At 68.0% G+C, this 15,664-nt stretch carries 15 protein-coding genes; 12 read left to right on the top strand and 3 right to left on the bottom strand.

The features are described from left to right. The first annotated feature begins 21 nt into the window (after positions 1-21). Genes ABIC61_RS09085 through ABIC61_RS09055 form a run of 7 tightly spaced genes read left to right on the top strand, consistent with a single transcriptional unit; the run spans position 22 to position 8,092 of the window. A complete protein-coding gene (locus tag ABIC61_RS09085; protein WP_354029648.1) occupies positions 22-945 on the top strand; it encodes a pseudouridine-5'-phosphate glycosidase in 924 nt (307 codons plus the stop codon). Beyond that, positions 942-1,634 (top strand): HAD family hydrolase, encoded by a 693-nt coding sequence (locus tag ABIC61_RS09080; protein ID WP_354029647.1) that lies wholly within the window; start codon positions 942-944, stop codon positions 1,632-1,634. The genes ABIC61_RS09085 and ABIC61_RS09080 overlap by 4 nt, the downstream gene beginning before the upstream one ends. Continuing rightward, complete coding sequence (upp, locus tag ABIC61_RS09075; RefSeq protein WP_144755926.1) at positions 1,631-2,320, top strand: uracil phosphoribosyltransferase; 690 nt, start codon at positions 1,631-1,633, stop codon at positions 2,318-2,320. Before ABIC61_RS09080 ends, upp begins: the two co-directional genes overlap by 4 nt. Continuing rightward, positions 2,317-3,231, top strand: coding sequence for an EamA family transporter (locus tag ABIC61_RS09070; RefSeq protein ID WP_144755923.1), 915 nt, complete (start codon positions 2,317-2,319; stop codon positions 3,229-3,231). The genes upp and ABIC61_RS09070 overlap by 4 nt, the downstream gene beginning before the upstream one ends. Positions 3,232-3,257: 26 nt before the next feature. Further along, positions 3,258-7,031 carry an amino acid adenylation domain-containing protein gene (locus ABIC61_RS09065; protein WP_354029646.1) on the top strand — a complete coding sequence of 1,258 codons (3,774 nt, stop codon included), beginning with the start codon at positions 3,258-3,260 and terminating at the stop codon, positions 7,029-7,031. Continuing rightward, the gene (locus ABIC61_RS09060; RefSeq protein ID WP_144755917.1) at positions 7,031-7,261 is read left to right on the top strand and encodes a tautomerase family protein; all 231 of its coding nucleotides are present in this window, start codon (positions 7,031-7,033) and stop codon (positions 7,259-7,261) included. Before ABIC61_RS09065 ends, ABIC61_RS09060 begins: the two co-directional genes overlap by 1 nt. 36 nt (positions 7,262-7,297) lie before the next feature. After that, on the top strand, positions 7,298-8,092 hold the full coding sequence (locus ABIC61_RS09055) for a 4'-phosphopantetheinyl transferase family protein (RefSeq protein ID WP_354029645.1): 795 nt from the start codon (positions 7,298-7,300) through the stop codon (positions 8,090-8,092). Positions 8,093-8,174: 82 nt separating this feature from the next. Here ABIC61_RS09055 and ABIC61_RS09050 read toward each other — a convergent pair whose 3' ends face one another. Further along, positions 8,175-8,753 (bottom strand): hypothetical protein, encoded by a 579-nt coding sequence (locus tag ABIC61_RS09050; RefSeq protein WP_354029644.1) that lies wholly within the window; start codon positions 8,751-8,753, stop codon positions 8,175-8,177. Between the two features lie 108 nt (positions 8,754-8,861). Here ABIC61_RS09050 and ABIC61_RS09045 point away from each other — a divergent pair, with 108 nt between their 5' ends. Further along, complete coding sequence (locus tag ABIC61_RS09045) at positions 8,862-9,434, top strand: TetR/AcrR family transcriptional regulator (protein WP_354029643.1); 573 nt, start codon at positions 8,862-8,864, stop codon at positions 9,432-9,434. 78 nt (positions 9,435-9,512) lie between these two features. Here the strand turns inward: ABIC61_RS09045 and ABIC61_RS09040 are convergent, their stop codons facing one another. Both ABIC61_RS09040 and ABIC61_RS09035 read right to left on the bottom strand, forming a co-directional pair. After that, positions 9,513-10,550, bottom strand: coding sequence for a methionine synthase (locus ABIC61_RS09040; RefSeq protein ID WP_354029642.1), 1,038 nt, complete (start codon positions 10,548-10,550; stop codon positions 9,513-9,515). Positions 10,551-10,564: 14 nt separating this feature from the next. Next, the gene (locus tag ABIC61_RS09035; RefSeq protein WP_354029641.1) at positions 10,565-11,539 is read right to left on the bottom strand and encodes a putative oxygenase MesX; all 975 of its coding nucleotides are present in this window, start codon (positions 11,537-11,539) and stop codon (positions 10,565-10,567) included. Positions 11,540-11,660: 121 nt separating this feature from the next. On the opposite strand from ABIC61_RS09035, the gene ABIC61_RS09030 reads away from it, so the two are divergent. The 4 genes from ABIC61_RS09030 (at position 11,661) to ABIC61_RS09015 (ending at position 15,500) form a co-directional block, all read left to right on the top strand. Next, positions 11,661-12,602 carry a LysR family transcriptional regulator gene (locus ABIC61_RS09030; protein WP_354029640.1) on the top strand — a complete coding sequence of 314 codons (942 nt, stop codon included), beginning with the start codon at positions 11,661-11,663 and terminating at the stop codon, positions 12,600-12,602. Positions 12,603-12,624: 22 nt separating this feature from the next. Then, positions 12,625-13,656: a LacI family DNA-binding transcriptional regulator gene (locus ABIC61_RS09025; RefSeq protein ID WP_354029639.1), complete on the top strand. Its 1,032-nt coding sequence runs from the start codon at positions 12,625-12,627 to the stop codon at positions 13,654-13,656. Between the two features lie 116 nt (positions 13,657-13,772). Next, positions 13,773-14,996 carry a Gfo/Idh/MocA family protein gene (locus ABIC61_RS09020; RefSeq protein WP_354029638.1) on the top strand — a complete coding sequence of 408 codons (1,224 nt, stop codon included), beginning with the start codon at positions 13,773-13,775 and terminating at the stop codon, positions 14,994-14,996. 108 nt (positions 14,997-15,104) lie between these two features. After that, positions 15,105-15,500 carry a hypothetical protein gene (locus ABIC61_RS09015; RefSeq protein ID WP_144755841.1) on the top strand — a complete coding sequence of 132 codons (396 nt, stop codon included), beginning with the start codon at positions 15,105-15,107 and terminating at the stop codon, positions 15,498-15,500. Positions 15,501-15,664 lie beyond the last annotated feature (164 nt).

The raw sequence follows: 15,664 nt of genomic DNA, 5'->3' as shown, positions 1-15,664 counted from the left end.
CGGGGCGTCACTCGAGGAGCGATGGAGCTGCGCCTCGGCAACGAGGTCGCGGACGCGCTCGCCGACGGTGCTGCCGTACTGGCGCTCGAATCGAACGTCGTTGCCCAGGGGCTGCCGTATCCGAGGAACCTCGACACCGCGCTGCAGGTGGAGGAAACTGCGCGGAACGCGGGCGCCGTCCCTGCGACCACTGCGGTCCTCGACGGTGTCCTCCGCGTCGGCCTCACCCAGGAGGAACTCGAACGGATCGCATCCTCGCCGACGCTGCCGAAACTCTCCACCCGAGACATCGGCGCGTGCCTGGCGCGCGGTGGCACCGGTGTAACGACGATCGCTGCGACCATGGCCATTGCGGAGCTTGCCGGCATCGCCGTCGTGTCATCTGCCGGGCTCGGCGGCGTGCATCGCGGCGCGAGCGAGAGCTTCGACATCTCCGCAGACCTGCCACAACTCGTGCGCTCCAAAGTCATCGTCGTGTCCGCAGGCGCGAAGAAGATCCTCGACTTGCAGGCCACCTTGGAGTACCTCGAAACAGCGGGCGTCCCCATCGTCGGCTACCGGTCCGATGACTTCCCAGCGTTCTACTGTGTTTCCAGCGGTCTGCCGGTGCCACATCGAACCGACGACATGTCGGAGATCGTGCGAACAGCACTCAACCACTGGTCGATGCGGGACAGCGGGGCGATCCTCGTCACCCACCCGATTCCCGACACAGATGCACTCTCATCTGTTGAGGTCGACGTAGCCATCGATGAAGCGCTTCTCCGAGTGGCGTCCGAACGCATCAGCGGACAACGCGTCACTCGGTATCTCCTCGACGCGGTGAACGACGCCACAGAGGGTCGAGCGAGTGCAGCGAACGCCGCCGTCCTCATCAGCACCACCGCGATCGGCGCGGAGGCTGCAGTCGCTCATGCCGAAGCGACGCGGGAGAGTCGCTCGTGAACGGCGTCGAAGCGGTCTTGTTCGACCTGGACGGCACGCTCATCAACACCCCTCCCGCGATCGCGGTCGCGCTTCAGGCGGCGGTTGTGGACACGACTGGTGAGGAACTGGACCTGGCCAGCATCGTCCCACTGATCGGCAGACCGTTGCCGGGACTGTGCGCGCGGCTCGTCAACCGGGACGAAGACGACCCGGTGACGATCGCTGTCATCGCCGCGTACCAGGACCGCTACCGGCGAGACATCGTCCCGAACGCGGAGAACCTGTTGTTCCCCGACGTTGCGGTCGGCATCGCCGCGCTGGCAGCGGACGGGAAACAACTCGCCGTCGTCACCAGCAAGAACCACCATGCCGCGGAACTGATCCTTGACTCGGCAGGCCTCCTGCCGTTCTTCGAGGTCATCGTCGGCGCTGACGACGTTCGAACCCCGAAACCCGCGGCAGACGCCGGCCGTCACGCCTTGCAGTTGCTCTGTGCGAAGCCTGCTTCTGCAGTGATGGTCGGCGACACCGCGGACGACATCCACATGGCTGACGCGGTCCCCATGCAGTCCATCGGGGTGACCTACGGGGCGACCAGTGCAGCAGCGATGGCAGCCCTGCAGCCCACCTTCATCGTGAACGACTTCCCGGCGGTCGCATCCGCGCTCGCCACTGACTCCACTGCAAAGGATGCGGTCCACTCGTGAGCAACCACAGAACCGAAACGCTCGCCCGGCCGATGGAAGCTGTCCGCCAGGTCCACGCACTCGCCCGCACTGATGCCCTACTGGCTCTGCACGCGGCAGCGCGGAACGCCGACGCCACCCATCTGGAGTTCGTCCTCGCAACGCAACGCATCATGCGGCTCCTCCTCGAGGACGCACTCGGAAGGCTGCGACACACGGACAGCATCCCGACCACTCCCATCGGTGCTGAGTTCCCCGGACGCCGCCGAGTCCAGCACGAGACTTTCGCTGTGTCAGTTCCACGCGCAGGCGACGCCCTGGAAGCGGAACTGCGAGCGATCGTCCCGGATGCGCGGCTGGGGAAGATCCTCATCCAGAGGGATCCCGACAGGAAGGTCCCCGTCTTCCATTGGAGCAAGCTGCCAGAGGGCCTCGCAGGCAAGGAAGTGCTCCTCCTCGACCCGATGATGGCGACCGCGGGCACAGTGAAGATGGCGGTCAGTATCCTCGCCGCAGCTGGCGTCCGACCGGCGGACATCGTCCTCGTCAACTTCCTCACCTGCCCCGAGGCGCTCGAGAAGCTCTTCGACGACTATCCGGAGATTCGCGTCGTCACCAGCTTCATCGACGAGGGACTCACCGAGCAGGCGTTCATGCGCCCGGGCATCGGAGACTTCGGCGACAGGTACTACGGAACCTTCCGATGACCCCCTCCGCGAGCACGCCGGTCATCGGTGTCGCTGGCATCACCGCGGCAGCCGCCGTGGCGCCCATCGTCTGGGGAACGACCTACGTCGTGACCACTCAGCTGCTACCCGCCGCTCACCCGATGACCGCCAGCGTCCTCCGCGCCCTGCCGGCGGGGCTGCTCCTGCTGGCAATGCGGCCCGGCCTCCCTCCTCGGGGGTGGCGTCTCCGGACCGCGGTCCTCGGAATGCTCAACATCGGCTGCTTCTTCCCGCTGCTGTTCATCGCCGCATACCGCCTTCCCGGCGGACTTGCGTCAGTCGTCGGCGCACTGCAACCCCTCATCATCATCGGGCTGACGCTGGTGCTCCGATGGGGCAGACCGTCGCTGGCACACCTGCTCTGGGGCATCGTCGCCCTCATCGGAGTGTCGTTGGTGTCCGTAACGGGAGGAGAGTCCTTCGACCTCGTCGGGTTCGGCGCGTCGGTCCTCGGCACCGTGTCGATGGCGTCCGGGATCCTCCTGACCCGCCGGTGGGGTACCCCACCGAACACGCATCCGCTGAACTCGACTGCGTGGCAGCTCATCGTCGGTGGTGCTGCCATCATCCCGCTCATCCCCGTCTTCGACCGGGGGCCCTGGGACCCAACAGCAGGTGGCCTCGCGGGCTACGCATGGCTGACCTTCATCGGTGGGGCACTCGCATACAGCCTCTGGTTCCGAGGCGCCCGCGCCCTCGCCCCCACGGGCATCGCACTCCTCGGTGTACTCAGCCCGGTCACGGCAGCCGTCCTCGGCTGGGTCGTCCTCGGGCAGGCACTCACACTCGTGCAGATCATCGGGTTCGTGGTCGCGCTCGGCGGCTCGCTCGGCGGTCAGCTCACGCCGGCGTACAAGCCACGTGCGGCCCTGCGCCAAGCCATCTCATAAGCATCACCGTCAGGAAGGGGAATCTGATGGAACCACTCACATCGGTCGCTGCATCTGGGGACGCAGCGACATTGACCGCGCTGCTTCGAGCGGCAGCCCAGGAGAACCCTCGGAAAGCAGCGGTCATAGACGGTGACACCGTCGTCACCTTCGCGGACCTGTGGACACAGGCCCAAGCGCAGGCAGCGCATCTCACGAACTCCGGTGTCCGCCTCGGCGACGCCGTAGGGCTCTTCCTGGAACCCGGGGTCGAACTCGTCACTGCAGTCTGGGGTGTCCTCCTCGCCGGGGCCGCGTACGTCCCGTTGGCTGTGGACTACCCGGCGGAACGCATCAAGTACATGATCAACCACTCGAAGCTCGAGAACATCATCACGGACGGGCGATCTGAAGCCCTCGTTCGACAGTTGACGCCGGACACTGTGCGGGTGCACCAGGTAGATGGCCACGCTCCGTCATCCGTGAACCAGACGGTCGACCACCACCTCCCGAACCCTGCCGGACCCGCGTACGTCATCTTCACGTCCGGCTCGACGGGGAAGCCGAAGGGTGTCGTGGTCCCGCATCGGGCAATCAGCCACCAGATGGGTTGGCTTGCTCGCGAGATGACCCTCGGCAGCTCACGCATCCTCCTCAAAACGCCGACGAGTTTCGATGCGGCGCAGTGGGAGATCCTTGCCAACGCTGCAGGCGGGACCATCATCATCGGCCCCGCCGGTATTCACAGAGACCCGGCACAGATCGTCCAGTTCATCCGCGAGCAGCGGGTGACACATCTGCAATGTGTACCCACCCTGTGGCGTGCCCTCGTGCGACAGCCCTCGTTCACCACCAACGACACACTCACCCACGTGTTCAGCGGCGGCGAGGCGCTGACGGCCACCGACGCGCGAGAAATCATGGACGCGGTACCTCGCGCGGCGCTGATCAACCTCTACGGCCCGACTGAGACGACGATCAACGCCACCTTCCACCGAGTGAGCGCCGAGGACATCGACGATGTCCGGTCGGTGATCGCCATCGGACAGCCCGTGCCCGGCTGCACCATCCACATCCTGGACGGCGCAAATCGACCCGTCGCCGTTGGAGACGTCGGCGAGCTTGCCATCGGAGGCCCTCAAGTCGCATCCGGGTACATGAACGACCCGGAGCGAACAGCGGAACGGTTCCTCCACATCGACCGGGAACCTGCGCGTGTGTACGTCACCGGGGACCTCGTCTCTCAGTCCCCGAACGGGGACCTGCACTTCCACGGTCGAGTAGATGACCAGGTGAAGATCAACGGCCACCGTGTGGAGACCGAAGAAGTCCGCCTCGCCATCGAGCAGCATCACTGGGTGCGCTCCGCCGCGGTCGTCCCCTGGACTGACCCACGTGATGGCCTCGCACGCCTGGCCGCCTTCGTGGAGCTTGACCCTGAAGAGGCGGCGGTCATGGACGCCGACCGCGCTGGACAGCATCACCGGTCGAAGAAGGGGCACGAGCAAGTCCGGGCACAACTCGCCGCACTCGAGCGCGACAGCGTCCTGTCACCATCAGAGCAAACCGCCCTTCCCAACGCGGACGGCTCCCCCGAGCAGCGAAAGACGGCGTTCGCCCGGAAGACGTACCGGTTCTACGACGGCGGCGACCTGACCAAGGACGACATCTCCGCGTTCATCGCCGACGACCGGCAACCGGAACCGACCATGCCGCCCGTGCCCATGGACGTCGAACGCATCGGGCACCTCCTCCGCTGGTTCGGGCCGTTCAGCAGCAGCGAACGCCTTCTCCCGAAGTACGCGTACGCGTCGCCCGGAGCCCTCAACGCGACCACCGTCTACCTCGAGGTCGTCGGCGTCGACGGCATTGACGATGGACTTCACGAGTACCACCCCGACACCCACTCGCTCCTCCAGGTCGGAACGGTGCCAACCGAAGCCGCGTCCGGACTGATCCGCGTGCTGCTCGTCGGTGACCGTGACGCAATCGAAGCGGTGTACGCCACCAACGTCGACGAGGTGCTGCACTTCGAAGCAGGGCACATCGCTGGCCTCCTCGACCATGCCTCCGCGGAGCTCGGCTACTTCAGCCACCACCGCACCCCGGTGCAGGATCCGCGGATCTCCGGCACCCACCGGGTCTGCACCGCAGTCATGGAGCTTCGAACGGACCGACCGGCTCCGGACGGCTTCCCGGTGCGGACGACGGTGCAGCTCCACAGCAACGTCGCGAACGGACGCGCCGGAACCTACGACGTCGGGCCCAACGGTCTGGAACGTGTCAGCGCAGACGTCATCGAACGTCGGCACGTCATCGCGATCAACCAGGAAACGTACGATCGGTCCAGCTTCGGAGTGGCGATGTCAGTGCCTGCCGGGGCAGGATGGCGCGGTTTCGTAGAACTCGGTCGCACCCTCCACCGTCTGCAGATGAACGCCTCCAACATCGGACTGATGTCGGCTGGTTACTCGTCACTGACGGGACGTGACCTGCCATCCGCTGTCCGCTACCGGACCATCATCGGAGGTGATCCCCTGGTGTACTTCGCTGTCGCCGGGGCGGTATCCGATGAGCAGGTCGATTCGGTCGGCATGCGTGAAGACTCTGTCCACACGCGCGGTCCGGAGGAAATCCTCCGCGACGACCTCCGGAAGACCCTTCCCTACTACATGGTGCCGTCACGGGTCACCGTCATCGACAGCATCCCCGTGTCCAACAGTGGAAAACACGACCGGTCCGCGCTCATCACGACGATGGAGACGACCGTCGCACCCCCAGCCGAATCAGTTCCGCCAGCGAACGAAGTCGAGGGGCGCATACTCACCATCTGGAACGAGGTGATCCGCAGCGAGCAGCATTCCGTCACGGCGGACTTCTTCGATGTCGGCGGGAACTCCCTTGACGCGGTGCAACTGATCAACCGCATCAATCGGGAACTCGGAGGGACACTCCCGGTGCAGACTGTCTTCGAACGGCCCACCGTCCGCGCCATTGCCACGGCGCTGAGCGCCGATTCGTCCGGCTCCAGGCTGATCAAACTCGCCGACGGTCCGGGGCGGCCATGCGTCGTCTGGCCGGGCCTCGGCGGATACCCGATGAACCTCCGCACGCTGGCGAAGCACCTGTCTTCGGAGTTCACGGTCTACGCGATCCAAACCCATGGGCTGAACGTGGGAGAGAACCCGTATCCGACCTTGCAGGAGATGGTCGACCGAGACGTTGCGCTCCTCCGCACAGCGTTCCCCGACCAGGAGCTGTCCCTCGCTGGCTATTCGTTCGGCGCTCGGGTCGCGACCACCGTCGCCGCCGCCCTGCGGCGGGAGGAACGCGCCATCAGTCGGCTCATCCTCGTCGCGCCAGGCTCACCATTCGTTCCGGGGCTTCGTGTCACACCGGGCGACCGATTCACCGAGCCGTACTTCCTCAGGATGGCGTACTCAGTGTTCCTCGGCCAGCTCCCCGACGCTGCAGCGTCAGCACGCCTGGACACGGTCTCCGATGAGGCTGACTTCCTCGCTGCCTTGACGGTCTGGCGGCCGGACCTCGACACCGAACTCGCAAGGAGGATCCTCCGCGTCGCATCGACCACCTTCCAGTTCCGGGCAGAGATAGGCCCGGACGTCACCGGGCTGCTGGAAAACATGGAAGTGTTCACCGCCACCGGCGACAGCCCATCGTTCCTCCGAGCAGCAGAGACGAACCTCGAAGACGCTGGTCGGCTTCGTCGCGTTCCCGTCGACCATTACACGATCCTTCGCGACCCGACGGCGGCGACCATCGTCGAGATGCTCGGTGACCGACAACTGCAGGAGGGATGATGCCCCACTTCAAGATCTGGCACTTTCCCCCAGAACTCACTGATGGCCAACGGCAGCGGCTCGCCGCCGCCCTCGAAACCGTCGCGGTCGACGTCTTCGGAACCTCGCCGAACGCGGTGTCCGTCGATGAGATCGCGGTACCGGAGGATGCCTGGAAAGTCGACGTGTTCGACGTCGAGATCGGGCCACGCCACGAAGGCCTCGTCCGCAAACCGGGCTACTCCATGTAACGGGCCGGAGCGGCGGCGAGCATGAACGGATCAGGCATGCTTGCCGCCGCTCTCTTCGGGAGCCACACGGCTACCGACGAAACGTTCGGCAACCGCACTGACCTTGAACTCTTCGAACAGGAAGAGAGAACGCTCGCGCACGCATCGCCGGAACGCCTTGCCGAGTTCCGCACGGCGCGGTCTTGCGCACGGGAGGCCCTCCGGACGCTCGGTGAACCCATGATCAGCATCCCGGTCGGCGCGGACCGCGCACCGGTCTGGCCGGCAGGAATCGTCGGAAGCATCACCCACTGCGTCGGGTACCGAGCCGCGGTCGTCGCCAAGCGCGAGCACGTGCTCGCCGTGGGCGTCGACGCTGAACCCGATGCGCCCCTCCCGCCCGGCGTCGCACGAGCAATCTTCACGGTTGGGGAGGCCGCAGCAACTCGGGGCCTACCCGCCGGCATCAACTGGGATCGCCTGCTGTTCAGCGCCAAGGAATCTCTCTTCAAGCTGCAGGCCCACCTCGAGCCAGGACACCGGATCGAGATCACCCAGGTGCTTGCGGACGGGACGATTCGGACGACTCCGGGCCCACCGGGTGCGCACATCGACGCCAGGTGGATCATCGGTCCGGGGCTCATCGTCACCGCGGCTACCGCGCACCGTGTGCACCAGCGGCCAGGGACAGCCCAATTGGGGGAGGACGATCCCAGAGCGCCGTCTCCCGGACGGCTCAGCGGATCTACCGATGAAGAGTCAGCGCGAACGCGCTCCGATGCCGTGGGACAAACGGGCCGAAGCGGGCTGCATCTCGACGCGGCTCACGTGCCCACCCGCCGTGACCACTGACGGTGGGACTGTCGCAGCGGAGATGCGCGGCTCCCACGAACACGCTGTTTGCGGATCGCAGCGCCGAACACCTCGTCGCCGCTCATGCCCGGACGGCACCGGTTCCGTCCGCCCTCGCGGCACGCTGCAGCCGGACCGCCGAGACGAGGAAGAACACCGCCCCGAGGATCGCGTACCCGCCGACCCCGGCGACGGACTCGCTGTTCACCGACCCGGCGATGAAGCCCGCACCGGCGAGCACCGAGATGCCGCCGCTCAGGATCATCGGCCACTGCCCACCGAGGCGGCGGCGTCGGAGCGCCACGATGAGCTGCACGGCGCCGGCGGTGATCGCCCACAGACCCCAGACGACCATGACTGCCGGGATGCCCGAGGCGACGGCGAACGCGAGGCCGATCGCGGCGACGAGGCTGAGGCCCATGTTGACGTACAGCAGCGGCGACGGCCCGGTGCCGCGGGACGCACGGTGGTCGACGATCGCCGCGACGACGTCGAACAGCGGGTAGAGCAGCAGCAGCGTGATGCTCACCGGACCCAGCCCGGCGGAGGCGGTCAGGATCAGCACGAGAGCCCAGACAAGCTGGAACACGAAGCGGACGGCGTACAGGGTGCTTAGCGTCGCGGCGATGCCTGCCGGACGTGGAGCGGAGGTGGTGGACACGGAGTGCCTCTCGTCGAGATCAGAAGTAGAATGACTAGTTACTCTACTGACCGTAGGCCGCAACCATCAAGCGCAAGAGAGGACGGGGGACCGCTTATGATCGGTGCGGTGAAGGTGTCCATGCGCGATCGACTCATCGATTCGGCGACCGAGCTCTTCTACGCGTCGGGCATCCGGGCCGTGAGCGTGGACCGGGTCATCGAGCGTGCCGGGACGACGAAGGTCACGTTCTACCGGCACTTCACGAGCAAGGACGACCTCGTCGTCGCCCACCTCGAGCGCCGCGCGCAGCAGGAGCGGGACGGCATCGGTGCCGCGATCGAGCACGCCGGCGGCGATGCAGAGCGGACCTTCGAGCTCATCGCGGAGACGCTCGGCTCGATGGCGTGCGAGCCCGGCTTCCGCGGCTGCCCCTTCATCAACGCCGCGGCCGAGTACCCGGACCGTGACAGCGGCGTGCGCCAGGCGGTGGACCGCCACCGGGCCTGGTGCAAGGCCACCTACGCGCAGGTCATCGAACCGTTGCGTCTGCCGGACTCCGAGGGGGTGGCGACGGACCTCATGCTGCTGCGCGACGGTGCGATGGTCGCCGGGTACCTCGACGGGGAGGCGGCGCTGGCCGCGTCGTACCTCCGCAGTGCACGGGCCCTGATCCGGTCGATCGGGGCGACGTCGCGCTGACGCGCGCAGAGACGGACTGGAGGCACGGTGCCAGCTGGCACCGTGCCTCCAGTCCGTCGACTCGTCAGGTCGAGACCGTCAGCTACGTTCCGTGAGTTCGCTCCGGACGATCTCCGCGCCTGCGGACAGCGCGCTCAGCTTCCCGAGCGCGGCCTGCCGCCCGAGCGGTGCCATCCCGCAGTTCGAGCTCGGCACGAGCTTGTCGGCATCGACGAAGTCGAGGGCACGGCGGAGGACCTCCGCGACCTCCTCCGGCGTCTCCACCGTCTCAGTGGCGACGTCGACGGCGCCGAGCATGACCCTCTTGCCGCGGATGAGCTCGACGAGCTCGAGCGGCACGTGCGAGTGGATGCTCTCCAGCGAGACGGTGTCGATCGACGACTGCTGCAGGAGCGGGAACGACTGCTCGTACTGGCGCCACTCCGCCCCGAGGGTCGCCTTCCACTTGTTGTTCGCCTCGATGCCGTAGCCGTAGCAGATGTGCACGACGGTCTCGGCGCGGAGCCCCTCGGCGGCCCGTTCGAGCGCCGCGACGCCCCAGTCCCGGACCTCGTCGTGGAAGACGGTGAAGGCGGGCTCGTCGAACTGGATGACGTCGACACCGGCGGCCTCGAGCTCGCGCGCCTCCTGGTTGAGGATCGTGGCGAACTCCCACGCGAGCTGCTCGCGGCTCCCGTAGTGGCGGTCCGCAAGGGTGTCGATCATCGTCATCGGGCCGGGCAGCGCCCACTTGATCCGCCGGTCGGTCTGCGCACGCAGGAACTTCGCGTCCTCGACGAACACGGGCTGCCGGCGGCTCACGGCTCCGACGACGGTCGGCACCTGTGCGTCGTACCGGTCACGGATCCGGACGGTCTCCTTGTGCTCGAAGTCGACGCCGTCGAGGTGCTCGATGAACGTCGTGACGAAGTGCTGCCGGGTCTGCTCGCCGTCGCTGACGATGTCGATGCCGCGGTGCACCTGCTCGTGGACGGCCGACCGGAGTGCGTCCTGCTTGCCCTCGGCCAATGCGTCGCCGTCGAGCAGCCACGGGGACCAGAGCCGCTCGGGCTCGGCGAGCCAGGACGGCTTCGGCAGGCTGCCGACGATCGAGGTGGGCAGGAGGGTGTTCGTCATGGTGTCCCTGTCGGTCATCGGATCGTGGCGGCGCTGGCGGCCCAGCGGTCGAGGAGTTCTCCGTGCGGCTGCACGAAGTGCTCCGCCGTCCAGTGCCCCTGGGTGACCGCGAGTCGGCTGCGTTCCTCGCGGTCGTAGTCGACGGCGGTCTTCGAGAAGTCCTGGTGCTCGAGGCTCGGGCGGTAGACACTCGGGGCGGCCGCGTTCGCGTTGTAGATCTCCGGTCGGTAGATCTTCTGGAACGTCTCCATCGTGCTGATCGTGCCGGCGAGCTGCAGGTCCGAGTAGTCGTTCAGCAGGTCACCGCCGGAGTAGAAGGCGAGCGGCGCCTTCGACCCGGGCGGCATGAAGTAGCGCACCTGCAGGCCCATCCGGCCGAAGTACTCGTCGGTCAGCGAGGACCGCTCGTGGTGGTACTCGACGCCGAGCACCGGGTGGACGTTGTCCGTGCGGCGGTAGGTCTGGCTCGACGAGACGCTGATGCACACGACGGGCTCCGCGTCGAAGCGGGCGCGGTAAGCGTCCGACGCCAGGAAGTCCTGGAAGAGCAGCCCGTGCAGACGGCCGAAGTCCTCGGGGATGCCCGCGGCCTTGTCGACGGACGGCAGCCGGACCGCGAAGTCGTAGTCGCGCAGGTACGACGAGAAGTTGTTGCCCACGATCCCCTGGTGGCGCAGCCCGGTGTGCTGGTCGACGATGTGGACGTCGAGCACCTCGAGGAGCGGGAACTCCTGGTCCGCGCCGGACGCCTCGAACCGGACGGTGGCCGAGACGATCTCGAGCTCGACGCGGTAACGGTTGCCGTTCGGGTTGTCCCACCGTGCGAGGTCGTTGCACCGCCGGTCGATCATCGTGAGCGCGTTGCGGAGGTTCTGCTGGCGGTGCTCGCCGCGGGCGAGGTTGGCGAAGTTCGTGGTCGCTCGCGAGCTCGTCGACGGGGTGTAGTCCTCGTCGAACCGAGTCGTGTCGATGTGGAAGGAGAAGTCCAAGGCCGGCCAGTCCGTACGTTCAGCGGTCCGGGGACCGTGCGGTGGGTGTGGTGCAATCCTGCCGATCGAGCGCAGTCATCGGGTAATCCACAGCTGCTATGGCCACGTATAGGCTGCGCCTATGCCTCGCGTGTCGAACGACATCACCCTCCAGCAGCTCCGCTACTTCATCGAGATCGCGTCCGAGGGCTCGATCAGCGCGGCGGCCGACCTGCTCTACGTCGCGCAGCCGACCTTGTCCGCGGCGATGAAGGACCTCGAGGCGCGGGTCGGACGCGCGCTCCTCATCCGGTCGGCCCGAGGCGTCGAGCTCACCGTCGACGGTGTCGAGTTCCTCGGCTACGCGCGCCAGGTCGTCGAGCAGGTCGCCCTGCTCGAGCAGCGCTACGTCGGCCGTCAGCCGTCACGGCGGCTGCTCGGCGTGTCCACGCAGCACTACTCGTTCGCGGTCGAGGCGTTCGTCCGCATGGTCGACGGGGCCGACGCCGACGAGTACGAGTTCTCCCTCCGCGAGACGCGCACGTGGGACATCATCGAGGACGTCCGGACGCTGCGGAGCGAGGTGGGCATCCTGTACCGCAACGACTTCAACGGGAAGGTCATCGCCAAGCTGCTCCGGGACGCGGGGGTCGCGTTCCACCCGCTGTTCGTCGCGGCGCCGCACATCTTCGTGTCCCGACGGAACCCGCTCGCGTCCCGGGACCACGCCACGCTCGCCGACCTGGCGGACCTGCCCCGGCTGACGTTCGACCAGGGCGCCAACAACTCGTTCTACCTGTCCGAGGAGATCCTCTCGACCCTGTCCAGCAAGCGGGAGATCCGGGTCTCGGACCGAGCCACGATCTTCAACCTCATGATCGGGCTCGACGGTTACACGATCTCGACGGGGCTCATCAGCGACGACCTCGACCCCGGGATCGTCGCCGTGCCCCTCGACGTCGACGAACGCATCGAGATCGGGTGGATCGCGCACACCGCGATCCCGCTCTCCGAGCAGGCGCAGACCTACCTCGACGAGGTGCGTGCGGTCGTCGCCCGCGCCGGCGTCGAGCTGCTCGACTAGGACGTGCGGCAGGATGAGGTCCATGGCTGGCGACGGATCCGACGCGCTCGTGCGCCGCGCGACCATGCGCGACGTCGCGGACCGTGCCGGGGTCTCGAAGTCGCTGGTGTCGCTGGCGTTCAGTTCGCCGGAGTCGGTGAGCCCCCAGCGCCTCGCCCGCATCACCGACGCGGCCGAGGCCCTCGGCTTCCGGCCGAACCGGGTCGCGCGGTCCCTCAACGGCCTGCGGGACGACTTCGTGGGGATCCTCGTCGCCGGCTCCCGCTACCCGGTGTTCGCCGAGGTCGTCGACGCAGCACGGATCGAACTGGCGGCGCACGGACGGCTCGGGCTCATGACGAGCGCGGTCCTGCCCGAGGGGGCCGGTGACTCCGCGCGGCCCGAGCTCGACGCCGAGGCGGTCGCGATGCTGGGCGACCTGCAGCCGTCCGGACTCATCGTCGTCGGATCGCTGCCGAGCATGGACCGTGTCGTCGAGGCGATGGGGTCCGCCCGGATCGTGATCGCCAGCGCGCGGCCGGGGCGGCTCGCCGGGGCGGCGACCGTCCGCGGCGATGACGAGGTCGGGATGCGGCTCGTCGTCGACCACCTCACCGGGCTCGGGCACCGACGGATCGGCCACGTCGGCGGTGCTGGTGGTCGAGTCTCCTCGGGGCGTGCGAGCGCGTTCGCGGCGGCGATGGGGGAGCACGGGCTCGACGGGACGCTGGTCGCCGAGAGCGACTTCTCCGAGTCCGCGGGGTTCCGGGCTGCGGGGGAATTGCTCGACCGTGCCGAGCCACCCACCGCCATCACGGCCGTCAACGACCTGGCGGCGATCGGCGTCACCGCCGCCCTCCGGCAGCGAGGACTCACCGGGCGGATCGCCGTGACCGGGTACGACAACACCTACCTCGCAGCGCTCGGGGCGATCGAGCTCACCTCCGTCGACCCCGACAACGCGACGATCGGACGCCGTGCTGCCGAGGTCCTGCTGTCCGACGACGACCCCGGCGAGGTCCTGGTCGCACCGTCGCTCCGGGTCCGGGCATCCTCGGTGCCCGCCGCGCGCTGAGCGGCTCGGGGCCGGCCAGCGCACCGATTGACATCCTCGGGAGCGGCATCGTAGATTGAACCGGTCCAAGATTTTGGACCGGTTCAAAATCCTTCCAGGAAGCAAAGGAGCCCCCTGTGGCCGAGACCAGCGCGCCCACGAACAGCGCTCCCCGCACCGTCGGTGTGGGGCTCATCAGCGTCGGCTGGATGGGGCGGCTGCACTCCCGCTCCTACGCCCTCCTCCCGCTCCTGTACCCGGAGCTCGGCATCCGCCCGCGCCTCGTCGCAGCCGCGGACGTGGCGCCGGCCGGGCGTGACTACGCGAAGGACGTCCTCGGCTACGAGAGGGTCGTCTCGGACTACCGTGAGGTCCTCGCCGACCCCGAGGTCGACGTCGTCTCGATCTGCGCGCCGAACTCACTGCACGCCGAGATCGGCATCGCGGCAGCCCGGGCCGGCAAGCCGTTCTGGATCGAGAAGCCGGTCGGCCGCGGCGCCGAGGAGACCGAGGCCGTCGCAGCAGCAGCGGACGCCGCCGGGGTCGCGACGACGATCGGTTTCAACTACCGGCACGTCCCCGCGGTGCAGCACGCCCGCCAGCTCGTCCTCGACGGCGCACTCGGCCGGATCACGAACGTCCGCGGCCGGTTCTTCGGCGGGTTCTCGTCGAACCCCGAGGACCCCCTGACCTGGCGCTTCGTCCGCGCGACCTCGGGCAGCGGCGTCCTCGGCGACCTGATGGGCCACCTGGTCGACCTCATGCACTACGTCCTCGGCCCGATCGGCTCGATCTCCGCCGCGACCGGCACGTACCTCACCGAGCGCCCGGGTCTGCCGGGCACCCCGGACGAAGGGAAGCTGCTGCCCGTCGAGAACGAGGACTACGCGACCATGCTCGTCCGGTTCGACGAGTCCGCCGTCGGTGCCGGTGCGATCGGCAACCTCGAGGCGTCCCGCATCGCGGTCGGCCCGCGGTCCGAGTACGCGTTCGAGATCTTCGGCACCGAGGGTTCGCTCCGCTGGGACTTCGAGCGTCTCAACGAGCTCGAGGTCGCCCTCGCCCGCACCGGTCGGCACGTCGGGTACACCCGAGCGTTCGCGGACGGGTACTTCCCCGACTACTCGCGCTTCCAGCCGAGCTCCGGCACGAGCATGGGCTACGACGACCTCAAGGTCATCGAGGCCGCGAAGTTCCTCACGGCCGCGACCGGTGGCGAGGCGACGGGTTCCAACATCCACGACGCCGTGACCTCCGCGCGGGTGCTCAGCGCCGCCGAGGAGTCCGCCGCCTCCGGCCAGTGGGTGGACCTGCCGGCCGAGCCCGGAACGACGGCCAACATCCGCGCGACCAGCGACTGAGCGAGCGTCGGCTGCGCCAGCGCAGAACGGACATCCGGACAAGCCTCAGACGACGCTGTACGTTGGCGGAAAGGTCGCTGAACGCGGCCAGGTCAGAAGGAGCAGCACATGGCAAGCACGACAGGTCGTCCGACCTCCGTCACCGTCTCGTTCGTCATCTGGCTGGTGGTGGTCCTCGCCAACATCCTCCAGGGGATCATCAGCCTGGTGTCCGGCGGTGGATCGTCCGCCGCGGAGAGCGTCGGCACCGCCCCGCTCGTCGGCGGCGCGATCTTCGCCTTCATCCTCGCCGTGATCGAGCTCATCATCGTCTTCAAGATGCGCGACGGCCGGAACTGGGCCCGCATCGTCCTGCTGGTCCTCGCGATCCTGCAGGTCATCGGTGTCGGCGTGGGCGCGGCCTCGGGCGGCAACGCCTTCGGTTGGATCGGTGCCGTCGCGGTGATCGTCGCGACCGTCCTGATGTTCGTCGGTGGCGCGAACGGCTACTTCCGTCGTCGCTGACGACGTCCGCCCGGCTCGCGACGCGACCGGGTGACGGACTGGAGGCGCGGGGGGGGCCCCCCCCCCCCCCCCCCCGCCCGGGGGGGGGCCCGCCCCCCCCCCCCCCGGCGGGGGGGGGGGGGGGGGGGGCGGCCCCCCCGGCGGCACGCCCCCAAAAACGAGCG

The organism is Curtobacterium sp. 1544, assembly GCF_040544915.1.
Lineage (GTDB): Bacteria > Actinomycetota > Actinomycetes > Actinomycetales > Microbacteriaceae > Curtobacterium > Curtobacterium pusillum_C.
Note: the sequence above shows the minus strand (reverse complement) of the source record. Positions and strands in the feature narration are given on the sequence as shown.